The sequence below is a fragment of the Sulfurimonas sp. C5 genome (assembly GCF_029872055.1).
GTDB lineage: Bacteria > Campylobacterota > Campylobacteria > Campylobacterales > Sulfurimonadaceae > Sulfurimonas.
The window spans coordinates 654,210-674,757 of sequence record NZ_JARXNQ010000001.1 but is presented as its reverse complement, the minus strand read 5'-3'; the positions used below and the strand labels follow the sequence as shown (position 1 = coordinate 674,757).

Below are 20,548 nucleotides of genomic sequence, written 5' to 3'. Positions count from 1 at the left end.
TGAATGCAATACAATTGCATATATTACATACTATATGTCATAAAGGATTTTCTTGCATCAAGAAGAGAAAGAACTTGAAGTTTTGAGAAGTTTAGGAAAAGTGACTACACAAAGGACTATAGCTGATGAAATTGGCTACAGTGTTGGAAAAGTTAACTATATTTTAAAAAAACTTATTAAAAAAGGGCTTGTTAAAGCTGAGAAGTTTGTAAACTCTAAAAATAAAATACAATACAAATACCTTTTAACTCTCCAAGGTGTCAAAGAAAAAATAGCAATAACAGAAAAGGTTATCCAGATCAAAAAAGAAGAATATGATAAACTTCAACAAGAACTAGAACAATACAAAAAGATACAATATGACTAATATAATTCTTTGCGGAGGAAATGGTACAAGATTGTGGCCAATAAGTCGTACACTTATGCCAAAGCAGTTTGTTAAGCTTTTTGATGATAAGTCTTTGTTTCAATTGACAGTTGCAAGAAATTCTAAAGTGTGTCAGTCACAGTTTATTGTCTCCAATGCGGAACAGTATTTTTTGGCAATTGATCAACTTGAAGAGCTACAACAATCTGACAATAGATATTTACTAGAGTCAGTAGGTCGAAATACAGCTCCAGCTATAGCATTGGCCTGTATGGAATTTGATGAAGATGAGATCGTACTTGTAACTCCTTCTGACCATTTAATTAAAGATGAAACAGAATACAAAAAAGCTATTGTCAGAGCGCAAAAATTGGCAAATGAAAATTTTTTGGTTACATTTGGGATAAAGCCAATATTCGCTGAGACAGGATTTGGTTATATAGAAGCAGAACAGGAAGACGTAAAAGCTTTTCATGAAAAGCCAAATTTTGATACAGCTACAAAGTATTTAAAAGCAGGAAATTATTACTGGAATAGTGGAATGTTTATGTTTAAAGTTGGAGTGTTTTTAGAAGAGTTAAAAAAATATTCTCCAGAAATATATAAAGCTTCATACAATGCCTTTACAAGTGCTTCAAAAGAAAATAATCTTATTCGAATTAAACATGAAAATATGCTAGCAATTCCGGAAGAGAGTATAGATTATGCTCTAATGGAAAAATCAACCAAAGTAAAAGTTGTTCCTGCGGATTTTAATTGGAGTGATTTAGGAAGCTTTGATTCATTATATGATGAACTACAACATGATGAAGATGGTAATACAATAAACACTAATTATATTTCAATTGATTCTAAAAACAATCTTATTTATGGCAATGAAAGAAAGATAGCTACAGTAGACATTGAAAATACTATTGTAGTAGATACTGGAGATGCACTTTTAATCTCTAAAAAAGGATCATCCCAAAAAGTTAAAAAAGTAGTTGAAAAACTAAAAGAATCTAAGTCAGAACTTCATAATATTCATTTAACAGGTCATAGACCATGGGGGACATATACAGTGCTTGAAGATTCACCAGGTTATAAAATAAAAAGAATAGAAGTAAAACCTGGAAAACGTCTTTCATTACAAAAACATTTTTATAGAAATGAGCACTGGATAGTAGTTAGTGGTACTGCAACAGTAGAAGTAGAAGATAGGACTTTTTTAGTGCGTCCAAATGAAAGTACGTATATTAAGGCTGGTGAACTCCATAGACTTACTAATAAAGGAAAATCACCCTTAATACTTATAGAAGCACAAGTTGGTGAGTATACAGGTGAAGATGATATTGTTAGAGTTGATGATGACTATAAAAGGGACTTATATTGATTTCGACAGAGTATTTTAAAATAGTAGTAGAGTTTTCACCTCTTATTTCAATAGATTTAGTAACTATGTATAATGGAAAAGTTTTACTTGGAAAAAGAGTTAATAAGCCAGCGAAAGATTTTTACTTTACGACAGGTGGAATAGTTCGTAAGAATGAGACATTTGAAAATGCGAAAAAAAGAATTGCAAAAGGTGAGCTAGGAATTGAGATAAGTCAAGAACTAGCCTTTATAGGTGTGTTTGAGCATTTTTATGATGATGGTATTTTTGAAGGTGTTTCAACGCATTATGTCAACCATGGGTATTTATTAGATCTGAATGAAAAATTGGAGAATATTCCAAAAGAACAACACAGCAGTTATAAATGGTTTGATATAGACGAACTACTTCAAAGCAATGAAGTGCACCAATATGTAAAAGATTATTTTAAACAATTAAATATAGGAGAAGACAGATAAAAATGACAGAGAAAAAAGTAGCATTAATAACAGGGATAACAGGCCAAGATGGTTCATATTTATCTGAATTCCTATTAAAAAAAGGTTATATAGTTCATGGTATAAAAAGAAGAAGTTCTCTATTTAATACAGATAGAATAGATCATCTCTATGAAGATCCACATGTAGAAAATAGAAACTTAATCTTACATTATGGTGATATGACAGATTCTATGAATCTTACTCGTATTATCCAAGAGACACAACCAGATGAAATTTATAACCTTGCTGCAATGAGCCATGTTGCCGTATCATTTGAAACTCCTGAATATGTAGCAAATGCTGATGGTACAGGAACACTTAGAATTTTAGAAGCAGTAAGACTTTTAGGACTGGAAAATAAAACTAAAATTTATCAAGCAAGTACTTCTGAACTTTATGGAAAAGTACAAGAAACTCCTCAAAGTGAAACAACTCCATTTTATCCGAGATCTCCTTATGCAGTAGCTAAGATGTACGCATATTGGATTACCGTAAACTATAGAGAAGCATATGGTATGTATGCATGTAACGGTATCCTTTTTAACCATGAATCTCCTGTACGTGGCGAAACATTCGTTACTAGAAAAATTACTAGGGCTGCTTCAAAAATAGCACTGAATTTACAAGATAAACTTTATTTAGGTAATCTTGATGCAAAAAGAGATTGGGGACATGCAAAAGATTATGTAAAAATGATGTGGATGATTCTTCAAGCTGATGAACCAGAGGATTGGGTAATTGCTACAGGTCAAACTACTGCTGTAAGAGATTTTGTGAAATTTGCTTTTGCTTATACTGGAATTAACTTAAGATTTGAAGGTGAAGGTATAGATGAAAAAGGTATTATAGATTCGTTTGATGAAACAAAAGCCAAAGCATCTAACGTGGATTTATCACATCTTTCAATAGGTCAAGAGGTTGTAGCTGTAGATCCTAGATATTTTAGACCAACAGAAGTTGATTTACTTTTAGGTGATCCGACTAAAGCAGAGCAAAAACTTGGCTGGAGTAGAGAATATAATTTACAAGATTTGGTAAATGATATGATGCACAGTGACATTAAGCTTATGACCAAAGACCAATATCTAAAAGATGGTGGTTATCAAATTATGAGTTACTTTGAATAGGAAAATAGATACTAATATGAATATCCAAAAAGATTCAAAAATATATGTAGCTGGTCATAAAGGATTAGTAGGCTCTGCGATAGTCAAAAACCTGCATTCTAAAGGCTATACAAATGTAATTTATAGAACGCATTGTGAACTGGATCTCACTAACCAACAAGCTGTAGCAGAGTTTTTTGAAAGTGAAAAACCAGAATATGTAATACTTGCTGCTGCAAAGGTTGGAGGTATAGTAGCCAATAATACATATAGAGCAGACTTTATATATGAGAATCTTGTTATTCAGAATAATGTGATTCATCAGTCATATTTACATAAAGTGCAAAAATTACTATTTTTAGGAAGTACTTGTATCTATCCTAAAGAAGCTCCACAACCGATGCCAGAAGATTGTTTATTAACTTCACCATTAGAGTATACAAATGAACCATATGCTATAGCTAAAATAGCAGGTATCAAAATGTGTGAATCATATAATCTTCAATATGGTACCAATTTTATATCTGTAATGCCCACAAATCTTTATGGACCAAACGATAACTTTGATCTTGAGAAGTCACATGTTCTTCCGGCTCTTATTAGAAAGATATATTTAGCAAAACTTCTTTATGAAGGTAAAATAGAAGAAGTTCTAAAAGACTTACAGTTTTCAACTATTGAAGAAGCTAAAGAATACCTTTCTAAATATGGTGTGAATGAAAACAGCGTAGAGATCTGGGGTACAGGAAAACCAAGACGAGAATTTCTCTACTCAGAAGATATGGCAGATGCTTGTGTATTTTTACTTGAAAATAGGGATTTTACAGATACTTACAATACTGAAGACAAAGAAATTAGAAATACACATATTAATATAGGAACAGGTTTAGATATTAGTATTAAAGAATTAGCTCAACTTATTCAAAGAATTATTGGCTTTCAAGGTAAGCTGTATTTTAATACAGATAAACCAGATGGAACTATGATTAAGCTTACAGATCCAACTAAATTACATAATCTTGGATGGAAGCATAAGGTTGAGCTTGAAGATGGGATTAAAACTATGTATGAGTGGTATTTAAATATAAATGGGGTTTAAATAGGATGAAAAATTGTAAAATATGTATAATAGGTTTAGGTTATGTTGGACTACCACTGGCACATGCATTTTCTAAAAAATATCAGGTAGTAGGATTTGATATCAATAATAGTAGAATACAAGAGCTCAAAAATGGCTTTGATAGAACTGATGAGTTAAATGAAGCTCAAGTAAATGAAGCTATCAAAAATGGTATGAAATTTTCAACTAATATTGATGATATAAAAGATTGTAATATATATATTATTACAGTACCAACTCCTATTGATAAGAAGAAGAAACCAGATTTGACTCCACTTATTAAATCTTCTCAAACGGTTGGAAAAGTTCTAAAAAAAGATGATATTGTAATTTATGAATCAACTGTATATCCAGGTGTAACTGAAGAAGTATGTGTACCTGAATTAGAAAATACAAGTGGACTAAAATTTAATATTGATTTTTTTGCTGGGTACAGTCCAGAAAGAATCAATCCCGGGGATAAAGAACATACGGTTACAAAGATATTAAAAGTTACTGCAGGTAGTACTCCTGAAATAGCAAATAAAGTAGATGAACTTTACGCATCAATTATTACAGCAGGTACTCATAAATGTAGTTCAATAAAAATAGCAGAAGCTGCGAAAGTAATTGAAAATACTCAAAGAGATGTAAACATAGCTTTAATAAATGAGTTAGCACTTGTTTTTAATACTATGAATATAAATACAAATGAAGTAATAGATGCAGCTGCAACAAAATGGAATTTTATAAAATTAAAGCCAGGACTAGTTGGAGGGCACTGTATAGGTGTTGATCCATACTATTTAACTTATAAAGCTGAAGAATTGGGTTATAAACCAAACCTTATCTTAGGTGCAAGGCAAATCAATGATGGTATGGGAAAATATGTAGCTGAAAGAACTATCAAGCTGATGATAAAAAAAGGTTTACCTATTAAAAACTCTAAAGTATTAATCCTAGGAATTACATTTAAAGAAAATTGTCCTGATGTTAGAAATTCAAAAATAGTAGATATTGTTTCAGAACTTAGTGAATATGGTTGCAAGATAGATATTTATGATTCTTGGGCGGATGCTCAAGAAGTTAAAGATGAGTACAACTTAGATTTAGTAGGAAAATATAATCTTGAAGAGTATAAAGCTATTATTTTAGCAGTTGCTCATGATGAGTTTAAAACACTTGATTTAAAAATAAGTTCTAGTAAAGTTGTTTATGATATCAAGGGATTATTAATAGAAGCTGATGGAAGATTATAGTGTCAAAAATATTAAACTTAATTGGACGGACTAAAGAACTTTTTGTAAATGATATTAACAATAATCAAATAGAATTGGCAAAAATTGTTTCAGAATCATCATTCTTAGTTTTAGGTGGAGCAGGTTCTATTGGACAGGCCGTTACAAAAGAAATTTTTAAAAGAAATCCTAAAAAATTACATGTAGTAGATATTTCAGAAAATAATATGGTTGAATTAGTAAGGGATGTCAGAAGTAGTTTTGGATATATTGACGGGGAATTTGCTACTTTTGCTCTTGATATAGGGAGTATGGAATATGACGCTTTTATAAAAAATGATGGTCAATATGATTATATCTTAAACCTTTCCGCTTTAAAGCATGTTAGAAGTGAAAAAGACCCTTTCACTTTAATGAGAATGATTGATACAAACATTTTTAATACTGATAAAACTCTACAACAGGCAATTAATAACAAAACTAAAAAATATTTTTGTGTAAGTACGGATAAAGCAGCTAATCCTGTAAACATGATGGGTGCTAGTAAAAGAATTATGGAAATGTTTGTTATGAAAAAATCAAAACAAATAGATGTTTCAATGGCTCGCTTTGCAAATGTAGCTTTTAGTGATGGTTCTCTTTTACACGGCTTTAACCAAAGAATACAAAAACAACAGCCTATAGTTGCTCCAAATGATATCAAAAGATATTTTGTTACACCTCAAGAAAGTGGTGAACTTTGTCTAATGTCTTGTATTTTTGGTGAAAACAGAGATATATTTTTTCCTAAATTAAGTGAAAATTTACACCTTATCACATTTTCTGAAATTGCCATAAAATATTTAAAAAACTTGGGTTATGAGCCATATTTATGCAAAGATGAAAATGAAGCGAGAGAGTTAACTAAAACTTTACCATCTCAAGGTAAATGGCCATGCCTCTTTACTCCGAGTGACACAACTGGTGAAAAAGATTTTGAAGAGTTTTTTACTGATAAAGAAGTTTTAGATATGGATAGATTTGAAAATCTTGGTATCATAAAAAACGAAGCAATTTATGATGAAGCTAAACTAAATAGTTTTGAAAAAGTTATTAATAACTTTAAAACTCAACTTTCATGGTCTAAGGATGATATTGTAAAAGAGTTTTTTAAACTTATTCCAGACTTTGGACACAAAGAAACAGGTAAATATTTAGATGGAAAAATGTAATGCAAAAAGTTGTTGAATATATACAAAAAATTTATAATACGACAGAGTTTATACCTTTGCATGAACCAAGATTTATAGGAAATGAAAAAGCATACCTAAATCAATGTATAGACTCGACTTTTGTTTCTAGTGTTGGGCAATATGTAGATACATTAGAACAAGAATTTGCAAAATATACAGGAAGTAAATATGCTGTAGCAACTGTAAATGGAACTTCTGCTTTGCATATATCGCTTTTACTGGCAGAAGTAAAACAAGATGATGAAGTGATTACGCAACCTCTTACTTTTATAGCTACTTGTAATGCTATTTCTTATATTGGTGCAAAGCCTGTTTTTGTAGATGTTGATTTAGATACGATGGGATTATCACCAAAATCTTTAAAAAATTTTTTAGAAAATAATTGTAAATTAATTAACCAGCAATGTATCAACAAAACTACGAATAAAGTAATTAGAGCATGTGTACCAATGCATACATTTGGCCATCCGTGTAAAATAGCAGAAATTAAAGAGATATGTGACAATTGGAATATAGCCTTAGTAGAAGATGCAGCAGAAAGTTTAGGTTCTTATTATAAGGGACGGCATACGGGTACATTCGGTAAATTAGGTGCATTTAGTTTTAATGGGAATAAAATCATCACTTCTGGGGGAGGTGGAATTATAGTGACAGATGATGAAGTTTTAGCAAGGAAAGCAAAGCATTTGACCACTACTGCAAAAGTACCACATCTATATGAATATGTACATGATGAAATAGCTTATAATTACAGAATGCCAAATATAAATGCAGCTCTTTTAGTTGCTCAGATGGAAAATCTTGAAAAATTTTTGCAATCAAAAAGAGAATTGGCCGATATATATAAAGACTTTTTTGCAACTTTACAGATGAAGTTTGTAATGGAGCCTATTGAATCATGTTCAAATTATTGGCTTCAAGCAATTTTATTTGATAATTTAGAGCAGAGAAATCAGTTTCTGGAATATACCAATAAAAATGGTGTAATGACAAGACCTATTTGGAAACTGATGAATGAACTTGAAATGTTTAAATATTGTCAAACAGAGAATCTTGAAAATGCAAAATATTTAGAAGACAGAATAGTTAATATTCCTAGTTCGGTAAGAATATGAGTAAAGAAAAAGTTTTATTAATTGGTGGTGGTGGGCATTGTCATAGTGTTATAGATGTACTGGAACAAGAAAATAAGTATAAGATTATGGGGATTATCGATAAACCGGAATTAAAAGGGAAAAAAATTTTAGGTTATGAAGTGATAGGGAGTGATGATGATTTACAAACTATATTTCAAAATTGTAAAAATGCAGTTATTACTATTGGACATATTCAGTCGAATAAAATACGTGTTCAATTATTTCAAAAGTTGAAAGAGATAGGTTTTTCACTACCTATTGTAATATCTCCAATTGCTTATGTATCTAAGTATGCTCAAATAGGAGAAGGTAGTATTGTAATGCATCATGCTCTTGTCAATGCAAACGCTAAAATAGGTGTAAATTGTATTATCAATTCAAAAGCATTAGTTGAACATGATGTGATAATTGAAGATAATTGTCATATTGCAACTGCAAGTGTTGTCAATGGTGGTGTGACAGTAAAAGTAAATACTTTTTATGGAAGTAATGCAGTTTCAAAACAGGATGTAGAAATACAAGGTTTTGTAAAAGCAGGGAGTATACTAAAATGAAAAAAGTCTTTATTATTGCAGAAGCAGGAGTTAATCATAATGGTTCTATTGATTTAGCAAAACAACTTATTGATGTAGCTGTTGAAGCAGGTGCTGATGCAGTGAAATTTCAAACTTTTAAAACAGAAAACCTTGTTTCTAAAAATGCACAAAAAGCGGACTATCAAAAAGAAACTACGGATCAAGAAGAGTCACAGTTTGATATGATTAAAAAACTTGAACTCGATATAGATACACATAAAGAACTTATCAGTTATTGTGAACAGAAAAAAATCATGTTTTTATCAACTCCTTTTGACCATGACAGTATTGAACTTTTAAATAATTTAGGATTAGAAATTTTTAAAATTCCAAGTGGTGAGATAACAAATTTACCATATCTTAGGGATATAGGGAAACTAAATAAAAAAGTCATTCTTTCTACAGGTATGGCAGATATTGGGGAAATTGAAGATGCTTTAGATGTTTTAGTCGCAACTGGTACAACTAAAGATAATATAACAGTTCTTCATGCAAATACTGAGTACCCAACTCCTATGCAGGATGTTAATTTAAAAGCAATGATGACAATTGGTAATACATTTGATATAACTTATGGATATAGCGATCATACACTGGGTATTGAAGTCCCTATCGCAGCAGTTGCTATGGGTGCAATATGTATAGAAAAGCATTTCACTTTAGATAAAACTATGGAAGGTCCCGATCATAAAGCTTCGTTAGAACCGGATGAATTGAAAGAGATGATTAAGACTATTAGAAATATAGAACTTGCTTTAGGTAGTAGCATAAAAAAACCTAGTCAAAGTGAAAGCAAAAATATTGTAATTGCAAGAAAGTCAATAGTTGCTAGTACAGATATTCAAAAAGGTGATATACTCAGTGAAAAAAATATAGTTGTGAAAAGACCTGGGAATGGTATTAGCCCTATGAGATGGGATGAAGTAATTGGTTCAATCGCTCAAAAAAATTATCAAAAAGATGAACTCATATGAAAAGAAAGATTTGTGTAGTAACCGGTACTAGAGCAGAATATGGACTTCTTTATTGGCTTATGAAAACTGTAGAAGCAGATCCTGAATTAGAACTGCAATTAATAGTTACAGGTATGCATCTGAGTCCTGAATTTGGCTTAACATATAAAGAGATAGAAGAAGAATTTAACATTAATAAAAAAGTTGAAATACTTTTGTCATCGGATACAGCTGTAGGTATTTCAAAATCAATGGGTCTAGCACAAATTTCATTTTCTGAAGTATATGAAGATTTAAAACCGGATGTTGTCGTTCTTCTAGGAGATAGATATGAGATCTTCAGCGCTGCTAGTTCTGCCATGATATCACGAATTCCTATTGCACATCTTCATGGCGGTGAAGTTACAGAAGGAGCTTTTGATGAAGCGATAAGACATAGTATTACAAAAATGAGCCATTTACATTTTACTGCAACTGAAGAATATAAAAACAGAGTTATTCAGTTGGGAGAAAATCCTGAGAATGTATTTAATGTTGGTGGTATGGGAATAGAGAATATTAAAAGACTGAAACTATTATCGAAAAAAGAATTTGAAAATTCAATAAACTTTCAATTGAACAAACGAAATATTTTAGTCACATTTCATCCTGTCACTTTGGAAAATGAAACAGCAAAGGAACAATTTCAAGAATTATTAGATGCAATAGATGAATTGAATGATACAAATATTATTTTTACTAAAGCAAATAGTGATACTGATGGCAGAATTATTAATGCAATGATTGATGAATATGTATTAAAAAATTCTAAAAATTCTATAGCATTTACTTCTATGGGGCAATTAAGATATTTAAGTGCTTTACAGTATGTGGATGCAGCTGTCGGTAACAGTTCGAGCGGTCTTTTAGAAGTTCCAAGTTTTCAAAAAGGGACTATTAATATTGGTGATCGGCAAAAAGGGCGTATCAAGGCAAAAAGTATTATTGATTGTAAACCAACAAAGCAAGATATTTTGCACGCTATTTCTAAATTATATAGTGATAAATTTCAGAAATCTTTATCTACTGTTAAAAATCCATATGGAGAAGGTATGGCTAGTAAAACAATAGTAGAAGTTTTGAAGACAAATAACTTAAAAGAATTATTAAAAAAATCATTTTTTGACTTGGAATATTAAATGAAAAATATAGAGAATCTAAAACTACAAACTCATTCTACAATAAAGGAAGCTTTAACTATCATTGACCATGGGGCTTTACAAATAGCACTAGTAGTAGATGAAAATGATAAGTTATTAGGTACTATAACGGATGGTGATATAAGAAGAGGGTTATTAAAAGGATTAGATTTAAATAGTAGTGTAGAATCAATTGTATATACTACACCAACTATAGCTACTCTTAGTAATACTAAAGAAGAAATTTTAAAATTAGCTCTCTCAAAAAAACTGCATCAAATTCCAATAATTACTGCAGAAGGAAAAGTTGTTGGACTTCAGGAAATTGAAGAGCTAATTAAACCAAAGATAAAGACAAATAAAGTTGTTTTAATGGTTGGCGGTTTAGGAACAAGATTGAGACCGCTTACCAAAGATGTACCAAAACCAATGTTGCAAGTTGGGAATAAACCTATTCTCGAGACTATTGTTGAAAAATTTGCAGAGTATGGATATGTAAATATTGTAATGTGTGTAAATTATAAATCTCATGTTATACAGGATTATTTTGGAGATGGAACAAAGTTTGGAGTTAATATTGAGTATATTTTAGAAGAACGAAGAATGGGTACAGCAGGTGCATTAAGTCTTTTAGAAGAAAAACCGACAGAACCATTTTTTGTTATGAATGGCGATTTACTTACAAATGTTAATTTTGAACATCTTCATGATTACCATATATCTAATAATGGAGTAGGGACAATGTGTGTACGTGAATATGATTTTCAAGTGCCATATGGAGTTGTCAATATTAATGAAAGTAAGATATTGTCTATAGTAGAAAAGCCTGTACATAAATTTTTTGTTAGTGCTGGAATCTATATGCTTTCTCCAGCAGTTTTAGAATATATTCCGGAAAATGAATTTTTTGATATGCCAACATTATTTGAAACACTTATTAGTAAAAATAAAAATACGGTTTCTTTTCCTTTGAGAGAATATTGGTTGGATATTGGACGGATTGAAGAGTATAACAAAGCCAACGAAGAATATGATGAGGTATTTTAGTGCATCAAGATGACGTGTATACAATAGTATATGCAGGTCTATTTAAATATATGAGTCAGTTTGTGAACGGACAAATGTTGTCGTTGATGATGGATTTAGTTTATAAAGGAAAAAAATGAAAAAAGTTGCCATCATTGGAGCAGGTCAACTAGGAAGTAGACATTTACAAGGTATAGCACAAAGTAGTATTAAAATTGACATAGAAGTTGTAGAACCATTTGAAAGTTCAAGAAAAAGAGCAGAAGAAAGGTATTATGAAGTACAGAATAGAGATAATGTAAACAGTATCAAATTTTTTGAAGCTGTAGAAGAATTATCTGCTACATTAGATTTAGTAATTATTGCGACTAGTGCTGATGTTAGATTTAAGATTATAGATGAATTAGCAAAAAATAAAAAAGTAAAAAATTTAATTTTAGAAAAAGTTTTGTTTCAAAAGATTGAAGAATACTATCAAACTGAAAAATTATTAGATGAATCAGGTATAAAATGTTGGGTAAATCACCCAAGAAGAATGTTTCCAGTGTATAAACAATTGAAGACTCTTTTAGAAGGTTCGAAACAAGTATCTTATAATTTTCAAGGTGGAGATTGGGGCATAGGCTGTAACGCTTTACATTTTATAGACCATTTGGCATATCTTGTAGATTCAAATAATATTGAATTAGAAACAAAATGTCTTGATCCTAAAATATATAATTCAAAGCGATCAGGATATATAGAGTTTAATGGATTGTTAAATGGAAAAATAGATAACCATACATTTTCATTGTATTCAAATTCTACATATAGCCCTATGATACTTACAATAGTTTCAGATAAACTCATAGCAAATATAGATGAAGAAAATGGGAAAATTGACTTGAAGTTAAGAGAAAACAATTGGAAGTCAGAGTCATTAGAAGAAAAAATTGTTTACTATCAAAGTGAACTTTCAAATAAGATTGTTACTGATGTTTTAGTAGATAATAACTTGATATTACCTACATATAGTGAAGCTATGAGCTTACACATTCCTTTTATTCGTTCATTATTAGAGCATATGAATAAGATTGAAAACAAAGAACATAAAATTTGTCCGATAACGTAAGGAGTTTAGAAAAGTGAACAAAGTTTGGTTAATAGGTGCTGGTGGCATGGCACAAGATTATATAAAGGTTTTAACAGACTTAAGTAGTGACTTTATTGTTATTGGTCGTAGTGAAGAGAGTGCTATTAAGTGTGAAAAAGCTACTGGTTGCCAAGTACACATAGGTGGACTTGAAACATATTTAAATTTAAAACCTCAGGTTTGTCCTCATGCTATCGTAGCAGTGGGTATAGAAAAGCTTTATGAGACTACTAGAGAACTACTTCGATATGGAGTTAAAAACATATTAGTTGAAAAACCAGGTGCATTAGAAGCCTGGCAATTTGAAGAATTAAATACATTGGCAAAAGAGAATGACGCTAATTTAATTATTGGTTATAATCGAAGGTTTTATGCATCTGTATTAAAAGCAAAAGAGATTATCAGGCAAGATGGAGGAGTTGCTTCTTTTAATTTTGAGTTTACAGAGTGGGCGCACATAATTGAACCATCAGTAAAAGCAGAGGGTGTAAAAGAAAAATGGTTTTTAGGCAATTCTACACATGTGGTAGATTTAGCATTTTATCTTGGTGGAAAACCTAAAGAGATCAGTACTTTTACAAATGGAAGTTTATCTTGGCATCCTAGTGCTTCGAATTTTTCTGGTGCTGGAATAAGTGAAAAAGATGCTTTATTTTCTTATCAGGCTAATTGGGAAAGTGCAGGTAGATGGGCTGTAGAAGTTTTAACTAACGAACATAGATTGATATTTAGACCTATGGAAAAGCTTCAAGTTCAAAAAAGAGGTAGTATAGCTCAAGAATTCGATGAGAGTATAGATTATACCTTAGATGAAGAATATAAACCAGGGTTGTATATTCAAACAAAAAAATTTTTAGAAGATGATGTTGAGGATATGTGTTCTTTTGACGAACAGTTTAAAATGATCGAAATTTATAATAAAATTGCAAATTATGAAAGATAATAGGATAGTAATTATAGGTGACTCCTTGGCTATGCCACGTTTTGAAGTTCCGTTAGAAAAAACATATCCTTATTTATTAAAAAATGAATTAAAAGATTTTGAAATCATTAGTAAAAATCAAAGGGCAAATACTATAAAAAAACAAGCTAGTTCTCAAAGCATTTTGGATGATATTGTTTTTTTGAATCCTAAAATACTAATTGTTCATTTAGGCATTGTAGATTGTGCTCCAAGATTATTTACTCCAATAGAAAATTTGATTTTATCAAAGTTAAAATGGATAAATAAATTTATAATTGCTTTTTTTTCTAAACATAGATTTTTTTTCACAAAATATAATCCAAAAGTATATGTTAAAAAAAGCGATTTTTACAATTATTATTCAAAACTGATTAAAGAATGTAAAAAAAATGGAATTGAGAAGATTTTTTTGCTAAATATTTGTGACACAAACGTTGAAAATAAGAAAAAATCTTTTAATTTTGAAAAAAATATATATCAGTATAATACTATTATAAAACAGATAGCAGACGAAAATAATATATATATGTTAGATATGAATTTTCAAATAAAAGAAAATATGCTTCTAGAAGATGGAATTCATATAAATGAGATAGGTCATTTTAAAGTTTTTGAGATATTAATTAAAGCATTAAATAAGGAAAATATAACATGAATGAAATAATACCTCTAGTGTCATTTCCAAAATCTGGAAATACTTGGATGAGATTTATATTGTCAAATTTATTCAAGAAAGATGAATTATTTGATATTAATTTTAAAAATATTAATGATATTTCGTCAACATCACATAGTGAAGATCATTCTAAGATGATATCATTATTAAAGCCTAATGCACCATTATTCATAAAAGAACATTATAGCTATTATGATATGCCTTATAAGAACTTTAAAAAGGCAATCTATATATATAGAAATGGTTTTGATACACTACTATCTTATTGGCATTTTAGAAATGCTCAAAATCCTGGAATGTATCCTAATATAGAAACTTTTACGAAGTACTATTGGAATAATTATCGACAGTGGGGAGAGCATCTATTTTCATGGTTGGAAGATGAAAAAACTATCAAATCTCATAATATTTATGCAATTAGTTATGAAAATTTAATGCAAAACCCTACTGAAACAATAAAAAAATGTATGGATTTTTTAGGTTATGAATTTTCACTTGAAGATATAAAAATTGCAATTGAGTTATCTAGTAAAGATAAAATGAAAAAAATGTCGGGTAGTGGAGAATTTATGAAAAGTAAAGATAAAGACTTTCATTTTGTTCGGTCTGCTAAAAATGGAGAATCAAAAAATCAATTGTCAATGTTTTGTAAAAGAGAGTTTATAAAATATGATATTAACTATAAGATGATGATGAAATATAGTTATTTAGAAGATGACAATGAATGGAAAGAAATCTCAAAAATAGATTCTTTATCATTGATGACAATTTTTAAAAATAAATTTTATAATTATAAATATAGATTATTAGAGAAATAATGATAAAAAAATCATTTAATTACTTTTCATACTCAATCGTGGGTAGTTTAGTGGGGATTCTATCTTTACCTTATTTGACTCGAATGTTGTCACCTGAAGAATTTGCTTATATAGGTATTATGCAAGTTATATTATTTATTTTAATTCCTTTCTTTGGATTTCAATCAGTAAGCCTAATTGGTATTAATAAAGTTAAACAGTCATATGATGACTTTCGAACATTTAGAAACAGTTATATTAATTTTTCAATATTTATGATTGTTTTATTATCTATACCACTATTTCTAATAGTCAGTTTTTTTTTTAAAAAATATATGTTGCTTATAATACTTACATATTTGATTGCAATTTGTAGACATTTAATACAAATACACAATCAAGAGATAATTCAAGATGGTAAAGCTTCAATATTTGGGCAATTAAATTTAACCAACCAACTATTAGCATTATCTTTTACAGTTATATGCCTTTCATTTGTTGAAATGTCCTGGGAAGGTAGGTTATTGTCTTTATTGTTAGCAGATTTATTATTATCTACAATACGTTTATACTTTTTTTCCGATATTGTTATCAATTATAATATTTTGATAGATAAAATACAAATAAAAGAAATAGTTTTCTACGGATTACCATTGTTTATTGCACTTTTTGCAAGTTGGATTACATTTGAGTTTGATAAGCTGATAGTCAATCATTTTTTTTCATTGGAGTTAGTAGGTTTATATACAGTTGCCTACACAATAGGTGCAAGTCTAAACATAGTTAACCAATCAGTTAGAAATGCATATGTTCCAAGGCTTCGAATGGAACTTTCTTCAGGAAGAGGTATAAATCTTATGAAGAAATTTCAAATATACTATGGATTAGTTATTTTTACTTTAGCACTTTTTTTATCTATTATATTTTATTTTTTTGATGCTTTTATATTGGGAGAAAAGTATTTAGGAGTTTGGAAAATTATATCAGTAGTTCTTTTTGCATACGCTTTTTTTGGTGTATACTCGGGTTATGGGGCTATTTTTGAATTTTATAAGCTTACTGTATTAAAAACTAAGTTTGTGGTCTTAGGTGCTATAATGAACTTAATCATTTCTTTATCATTGCTTCCTTTTATTGATTATTTGGCACCTGCAGTAGGCACACTAGCTTCTTTTGTTATAATTTTATTTGTTTCATATTATTTTGCTTTAAATGAGTTGAAAACAAGAGGTATTATAGAATGAAAAAAATACTATTTGTATTTTTTAAAATATGTAAAATTGATAAGATCATTGACAATTGTTTATTTATAGTTAACCAAGTAAAAATTAAAAGATATGAAGAAGAATGTCAATGTAGAATTAATTTTGTATCACAAGGTCCTGGAAATATAACATTAGGTGGCAATGTAAAAAAATTTAAAATAGACCCAACAAGTCATTTGAAATCAAATACGTTTATAGAATGTTCAGGTGGTGTAACTATTGGTAAATATTTTCACACTGGTCGTGGATTAACAATATTTTCCACAAACCATAATTATGAAAATACAACAAGGATACCTTATGATGATGTATCTATTGATAAACCTGTAGTTATAAAAGATTTTGTATGGTGTGGTGCAAATGTGACTATAGTACCAGGTGTAATTATTGGTGAAGGTGTTGTTATAGGAGCAGGAAGTGTAGTAACAAAAAATATTCCTGACTATGCTGTAATTGGTGGTAATCCTGCCAAGATAATCAAATTTAGAGATATAGATGAATTTCAAAAATTAAAATCAAGTGGTGAATTTTATTGATTTATTTTTTAGTGAACAATAATTATCATCTGTTAGATGTTTATGAACATTGTAAAAATTTACGAAAATTTGAGAAGTCTTTGATTCAAATTCCTCATACTTTAGAATGTATAAGTAAAGATGAAAATTTTAATAATATTTTTATATTTAAAACACCTTTCAGTAAAATGAAAAATTATTTTAATATTATCAATGTAAAAAAAATCGAAAGAAAAGTAAAGTCAAAATTAACAATAAATGCTAATGATATACTATTTGTATACACTGAATATGAAATACTAAATCAATACATAATAACATTGTTTAAAAAAAATGGGGCGAAAGTTTATGTCATTGAGGACGGTGGTTTTCCTACTTATTTAACATATAGTATCGAAGATACAGAACCTTTAAGCTTAAAGGAAAAGATTAAACTATTTTACTTCAATTATTTTCTTGGATATAGATTTGTAAACTTCTTAAAATATAATAATTTGATTTTTCCTCAGATTAATGAAAATTATCTGGATGGTGTTTTGTTGTATTTAGATATAAATATTGTAAGAAATATAAAAAAATTTTTACTTTCTAAAAATAAAAAACAACTAGACCTTGATAAAAGTAAAGCATTGTTTCTAAATGAAAAAATTTATGAATATTATTGTTCAAAAAGTGAATATTCTGATATATTGAAAATTTGTATTGAAAAAATGATAGATAAGTTTGAAATAGTATATTTTAAATTTCATCCAAAAGAAACTGAAGAAAATAAATTATGGCAGTTGAAAATTTTAAATCAATACTCGAATGTAGAAATAATTCAAGATAATTCACCTGTTGAAAATTTATTAGTCATTTATAAAACTAAATATGTATTTTCATTTTTAAGTGCTGCATTATTAAATCTTAATGCACAGGGTGCAGTTCCTGTATACATCTATCATTGGTTTGATAATATTCTAGAAAATAATGTATTTCAAAATATTGATAATATTTTACATAATATTGGTTATAAGTTCATTAATAAAAATTGTGAAATAACTGATGTAGGGTTTAGTTCTAAAAACTATGATGATTTAAAGCTAGATACTTTTTTAAAGGAAATTAAATGAAAAGTGATGTGAAAATTTCAATAATCACAGTTGTATATAATGGAGCAACATATTTAGAAAAAACTATTCAAAGTATTTTAAATCAGACATATGACAATCTAGAATATATTATTATAGATGGTGGAAGTATAGATGGAACAATTGATATAATAAAAAAGTATGAAGATAAGATTAGTTATTGGATTAGTGAAAAGGATGCTGGCATTTATGATGCTATGAATAAGGGAATTGACATCTCTAGTGGTGATTATATCAATTTTTTAAATGCAGGTGATAGTTTTGCAGATTATTATGTGTTAGAAAGAATATTTAATAATCAAGAAATGCTATTGTATGATTTAGTATATGGTCCAGCTATAGTGACTGGTGGTAAAAAAGAGGTATTGTTACATCCAAAAAAATTTACTAAATTTAATCTTTATCTTTGGAATACTAGAGTAGTTTGCCATCAAGCAATATTTATTAAAAGAGAAGAAATTGTAAAATATACGCTTAAGTATAAGTTGAAAGGTGAACTAAATTGGTATTTGGATTTAGTTGAAAAAGTAGATAAGGTTTTGATAGTTGATTTTCCTATTGTGTACTACTCTTTAGGCGGAACAGGAGATATGAATTACAAACTAAATACTATAGAATCCATTAAAGTAGTTTATGGTAGAAATAAGCTATTTGCATCTTTATCATTACCGGTGATTATATACAAATATTTTAAAAAGGTTTTGAATAAATGATTAGTTTTATCATGATGGCATATAATGTAGAAAACTATATTTCAGATGCAATAATTGAACTTCAAAAGGAAAATATGATAAAGTGGGAATTAATAATTGTAGATGATTTTTCCACTGATAATACTTTTAATGTAGCTAAAAAACTTTCAGATACTGATAATAGAATAACATTAGTTAAAAATATATCTAAAGGAAAAGTTGTTGGTACTAACTATGGTTATAGCTTATCTACTGGCGATATAATTAAATGTATTGATTCTGATGATGTTTTACTTCAAAGTTTTTTTAGAGAATACGAAAATATGAAAAAATTTGATGCACATTGTCATAGTTCATATATAACTGATAATAAACTAAATATTCAATCCACTTATGAATATAATCCATTAATTTTAACAAAAGACTACGAATTTGTACTTTCTAATTTAATAAGCCTTCCTAAAGTTTCTTGGTCATTTAAAAGAGAAGTAGCTGATAAAATATTTCCAATGCCAGAAAGTTTACCTTTTGAGGATGTGTGGATTTCAATGCTGGTGAAAAAATTTTCAAAAAATATATATGCTATGCAAAATCCATATTATTTATATAGACAACATGATAAGCAAACTTTTGGTGGAATTATAAACTATAATGTAGAAAAAGTAATTTTTAGAGCTAACAGGCTTTTAAAACTTATGGACATTCTTGAAAATGAAACTAGAATAATGGAAGGATTTGAGAAGGATATTTTTTATAGTTCAAGAATTTACAATGAATTCATGAAAGAAAGACAATTTTCTTGGATTTCTCTTGCTAAGTCACAATTAAGACTTCTTGCAAAAATGAAAATTATCTTAATTAAAAAATTTCCACTTACAGCGACATATATAACAAAATTAAAATGGCGTATTGACAAAGGTCTGTCATAATGTTTTATTTAATGATTGGATCTGCAATTACGTTTTATTTATATTATTTAGAGAAGTATAAAACAAAGTATACAAATGTATTATTATTTATACCAGCATTATTTTATTTTATTGGTCCTGCGTTTCAATTTCATGTAGGAACTGATTATTCTAGTTATATATGGATTTATGAGACTCAAAATAGAATAGATTTGTATTATCACTTGCATCATGAGTATTTCTTTTATTATTTGATTAAATTCTTACAATATTTTGCATTACCTAGTCAATCTATATTTATAGTATTTAGTTTTATTCATACAGTATTGATGTTTACTATTTTAATAATGCTTAAAAAATATAAATTCAAAATGTGGTTGATATTTTTTTTATTTTTTATTGTTAGTACAATTTATTTTAATCAAATGAATGGACTTAGGCAATATGTAGCAGTATTATCAACACCAATACTGTTGATTTTGGTATATGAACAAAAGTATTTTAAATCTATTTTGCTTGCATTATTTGCATTATTCTTTCACAAATCATTCTTAATGATAATATTATTGATACCTTTTTTTCTTTTTCTTAAACGATTCGATAATAAACGATTATTTCAACTATCATTAATGATGCCATTTGTACTGTTTTTTTTCTTACTCTTTAAGCAGATGTTTATTGGATTTATACCCTCAATTTATGATATGT

At 28.7% G+C, this 20,548-nt stretch carries 21 protein-coding genes; all 21 read left to right on the top strand.

The genetic code is table 11. The annotated features are described in order from the left end of the window. The first annotated feature begins 52 nt into the window (after positions 1–52). The 21 genes from P6N22_RS03285 to P6N22_RS03185 all read left to right on the top strand — a co-directional run bounded on the left by P6N22_RS03285 (position 53) and on the right by P6N22_RS03185 (position 19,861). Positions 53–367: a MarR family EPS-associated transcriptional regulator gene (locus tag P6N22_RS03285; protein WP_280330133.1), complete on the top strand. Its 315-nt coding sequence runs from the start codon at positions 53–55 to the stop codon at positions 365–367. After that, a complete protein-coding gene (locus P6N22_RS03280; RefSeq protein WP_280330131.1) occupies positions 360–1,739 on the top strand; it encodes a mannose-1-phosphate guanylyltransferase/mannose-6-phosphate isomerase in 1,380 nt (459 codons plus the stop codon). Before P6N22_RS03285 ends, P6N22_RS03280 begins: the two co-directional genes overlap by 8 nt. After that, complete coding sequence (locus tag P6N22_RS03275; protein ID WP_280330129.1) at positions 1,736–2,197, top strand: NUDIX domain-containing protein; 462 nt, start codon at positions 1,736–1,738, stop codon at positions 2,195–2,197. The genes P6N22_RS03280 and P6N22_RS03275 overlap by 4 nt, the downstream gene beginning before the upstream one ends. Positions 2,198–2,199: 2 nt before the next feature. Further along, entirely contained in the window at positions 2,200–3,345 is a 1,146-nt protein-coding gene (gmd, locus tag P6N22_RS03270) for a GDP-mannose 4,6-dehydratase (RefSeq protein ID WP_280330127.1), read from the top strand. 22 nt (positions 3,346–3,367) lie between these two features. Beyond that, positions 3,368–4,423, top strand: a complete 1,056-nt coding sequence (locus P6N22_RS03265) for a GDP-L-fucose synthase (RefSeq protein ID WP_280330474.1) — start codon at positions 3,368–3,370, stop codon at positions 4,421–4,423. Between the two features lie 5 nt (positions 4,424–4,428). Further along, the gene (locus tag P6N22_RS03260) at positions 4,429–5,682 is read left to right on the top strand and encodes a nucleotide sugar dehydrogenase (protein WP_280330125.1); all 1,254 of its coding nucleotides are present in this window, start codon (positions 4,429–4,431) and stop codon (positions 5,680–5,682) included. After that, positions 5,682–6,872, top strand: coding sequence for a UDP-N-acetylglucosamine 4,6-dehydratase (locus P6N22_RS03255; RefSeq protein WP_280330124.1), 1,191 nt, complete (start codon positions 5,682–5,684; stop codon positions 6,870–6,872). Before P6N22_RS03260 ends, P6N22_RS03255 begins: the two co-directional genes overlap by 1 nt. Then, positions 6,872–8,008, top strand: a complete 1,137-nt coding sequence (locus P6N22_RS03250; protein ID WP_280330122.1) for a LegC family aminotransferase — start codon at positions 6,872–6,874, stop codon at positions 8,006–8,008. Before P6N22_RS03255 ends, P6N22_RS03250 begins: the two co-directional genes overlap by 1 nt. Further along, positions 8,005–8,583: a NeuD/PglB/VioB family sugar acetyltransferase gene (locus P6N22_RS03245; RefSeq protein ID WP_280330120.1), complete on the top strand. Its 579-nt coding sequence runs from the start codon at positions 8,005–8,007 to the stop codon at positions 8,581–8,583. Before P6N22_RS03250 ends, P6N22_RS03245 begins: the two co-directional genes overlap by 4 nt. Beyond that, a complete protein-coding gene (gene neuB / locus P6N22_RS03240; RefSeq protein ID WP_280330118.1) occupies positions 8,580–9,578 on the top strand; it encodes an N-acetylneuraminate synthase in 999 nt (332 codons plus the stop codon). The genes P6N22_RS03245 and neuB overlap by 4 nt, the downstream gene beginning before the upstream one ends. After that, positions 9,575–10,735 (top strand): UDP-N-acetylglucosamine 2-epimerase, encoded by a 1,161-nt coding sequence (neuC, locus tag P6N22_RS03235; RefSeq protein ID WP_280330116.1) that lies wholly within the window; start codon positions 9,575–9,577, stop codon positions 10,733–10,735. The genes neuB and neuC overlap by 4 nt, the downstream gene beginning before the upstream one ends. After that, the gene (locus P6N22_RS03230; RefSeq protein WP_280330114.1) at positions 10,736–11,782 is read left to right on the top strand and encodes a nucleotidyltransferase family protein; all 1,047 of its coding nucleotides are present in this window, start codon (positions 10,736–10,738) and stop codon (positions 11,780–11,782) included. Between the two features lie 115 nt (positions 11,783–11,897). After that, positions 11,898–12,872: a Gfo/Idh/MocA family oxidoreductase gene (locus P6N22_RS03225; RefSeq protein ID WP_280330112.1), complete on the top strand. Its 975-nt coding sequence runs from the start codon at positions 11,898–11,900 to the stop codon at positions 12,870–12,872. A gap of 13 nt (positions 12,873–12,885) precedes the next feature. Then, positions 12,886–13,836, top strand: a complete 951-nt coding sequence (locus P6N22_RS03220) for a Gfo/Idh/MocA family oxidoreductase (RefSeq protein ID WP_280330110.1) — start codon at positions 12,886–12,888, stop codon at positions 13,834–13,836. Further along, entirely contained in the window at positions 13,826–14,512 is a 687-nt protein-coding gene (locus P6N22_RS03215; protein WP_280330108.1) for an SGNH/GDSL hydrolase family protein, read from the top strand. Before P6N22_RS03220 ends, P6N22_RS03215 begins: the two co-directional genes overlap by 11 nt. Then, positions 14,509–15,351 carry a sulfotransferase domain-containing protein gene (locus tag P6N22_RS03210; protein WP_280330106.1) on the top strand — a complete coding sequence of 281 codons (843 nt, stop codon included), beginning with the start codon at positions 14,509–14,511 and terminating at the stop codon, positions 15,349–15,351. The genes P6N22_RS03215 and P6N22_RS03210 overlap by 4 nt, the downstream gene beginning before the upstream one ends. Continuing rightward, on the top strand, positions 15,351–16,574 hold the full coding sequence (locus tag P6N22_RS03205) for an oligosaccharide flippase family protein (protein ID WP_280330104.1): 1,224 nt from the start codon (positions 15,351–15,353) through the stop codon (positions 16,572–16,574). The genes P6N22_RS03210 and P6N22_RS03205 overlap by 1 nt, the downstream gene beginning before the upstream one ends. Then, on the top strand, positions 16,571–17,131 hold the full coding sequence (locus P6N22_RS03200) for an acyltransferase (RefSeq protein ID WP_280330102.1): 561 nt from the start codon (positions 16,571–16,573) through the stop codon (positions 17,129–17,131). Before P6N22_RS03205 ends, P6N22_RS03200 begins: the two co-directional genes overlap by 4 nt. Then, positions 17,128–18,222 (top strand): polysialyltransferase family glycosyltransferase, encoded by a 1,095-nt coding sequence (locus P6N22_RS03195; RefSeq protein ID WP_280330100.1) that lies wholly within the window; start codon positions 17,128–17,130, stop codon positions 18,220–18,222. The genes P6N22_RS03200 and P6N22_RS03195 overlap by 4 nt, the downstream gene beginning before the upstream one ends. Further along, positions 18,219–18,953 carry a glycosyltransferase family 2 protein gene (locus P6N22_RS03190; protein ID WP_280330099.1) on the top strand — a complete coding sequence of 245 codons (735 nt, stop codon included), beginning with the start codon at positions 18,219–18,221 and terminating at the stop codon, positions 18,951–18,953. Before P6N22_RS03195 ends, P6N22_RS03190 begins: the two co-directional genes overlap by 4 nt. Next, on the top strand, positions 18,950–19,861 hold the full coding sequence (locus P6N22_RS03185; protein ID WP_280330097.1) for a glycosyltransferase family 2 protein: 912 nt from the start codon (positions 18,950–18,952) through the stop codon (positions 19,859–19,861). Before P6N22_RS03190 ends, P6N22_RS03185 begins: the two co-directional genes overlap by 4 nt. Positions 19,862–20,548: the final 687 nt, after the last annotated feature.